1 protein-coding gene is annotated in these 1,303 nt (G+C 64.2%); it reads left to right on the forward strand.

The features are described from left to right. Positions 1 to 213: 213 nt before the first annotated feature. Complete coding sequence (locus FHS87_RS23295; RefSeq protein WP_184522307.1) at positions 214 to 1,287, forward strand: IS110 family RNA-guided transposase; 1,074 nt, start codon at positions 214 to 216, stop codon at positions 1,285 to 1,287. The last annotated feature ends 16 nt before the right edge of the window (positions 1,288 to 1,303 follow it).

Below are 1,303 nucleotides of genomic sequence, written 5' to 3' on the forward strand. Positions count from 1 at the left end.
TGCTGGGACTGTGAGTATACCGGTGTGGCCTGGAGGGCCTGACCCTTGTCTGGGATTGACCGCGTGTCATTGCGTTGACGTGTCGGCCTTCCAGGCTGCACCTGCCAGTCGAACGGTTTGTGACTTCATAGGAGCTTGAGGGCCAACCTCCCATCACAGTCCTGTCCGCCCGCTCGATCGTCAGGTCTCTAAACCGGCCTGGAGCCTCACGTGATGAACGAGACCTCGCCCAGCACCGACATTGTCATCGGTGTCGACACCCACAAGTTCACCCACGCCGCCGTGGCGATCACTGCACTCGGCGCCCGCCTCGGAACCATGACCATCCCAGCCAGTAGCAAAGGCTATCAGGCTCTGCTCGCCTGGGCGCAATCCTTGGGATCAGTTCGCGCCTTTGGCATCGAGGGCACCGGGTCCTACGGTGCCGGCCTCTGCCGCTTCCTGTGCGAGCAGGGTTATCCCGTGTTCGAGGTCAATCGCCCCAATCGTCAGCTGCGGCACCAGAAGGGTAAGGACGATGCGCTCGACGCCGAAAGCGCCGCCCGCAGCGTCCTGGCTGGCCAGGCCACGGCATTGCCGAAGTCCGGCACGAGCACGGTCGAGATGATCCACCACCTCAAGGTGGCCCGCGACACCGCAGTCAAAGGCCGGAGCCAGGCCATGCAGACGCTGAAAGCAATCATCGTCAGCGCACCTTCGGCGCTCCGCGAGCAACTCGACCCCCTCATTGGAAAGATGACGCTGCTCCGCCACCTCGCTGCCCTCCGTCCAGGCCCGCTCACCTCGACGACAGCCTCCGCCAAGACCAGCCTGCGGGCCATTGCCCGGCGCTGGCTGACCCTCAACGAGGAAATCAAAACCCATGACGCTCATCTCGAGCAGCTGACAGGCCAACTCGCCCCTGAGCTGGTCAAGGCGCACGGCATGGGCGTGGGCACCGCCGCCGAGATGCTGCTGCTCGTCGGCGATAACCGCGAGCGCATCCGCTCCGAGGCGGCCATGGCCAAGCTCTGCGGCGCCTGCCCGATTCCGGCGTCCAGCGGCAAAACCACTCGGCACCGCCTCAACCGCGGGGGCAACCGACAAGCCAATGCCGCCCTCTACCGTGTCGTCATCGTGCGGATGCGCGCTCACCAACCCACCCTCGATTACGTCAAGCGGCGTACCGCTGAGGGAAAGAGCAAGCCCGAGATCATCCGCTGCCTGAAGCGATTCGTGGCCCGTGAGATCTTTGGCTATCTCTGCCGTTCGCCCGGACCAGCTCAACCAACGCTATCTGCCACTTGACCGCTATAGGAGCATC

This window comes from Muricoccus pecuniae (genome assembly GCF_014199205.1).
Lineage (GTDB): Bacteria > Pseudomonadota > Alphaproteobacteria > Acetobacterales > Acetobacteraceae > Roseomonas > Roseomonas pecuniae.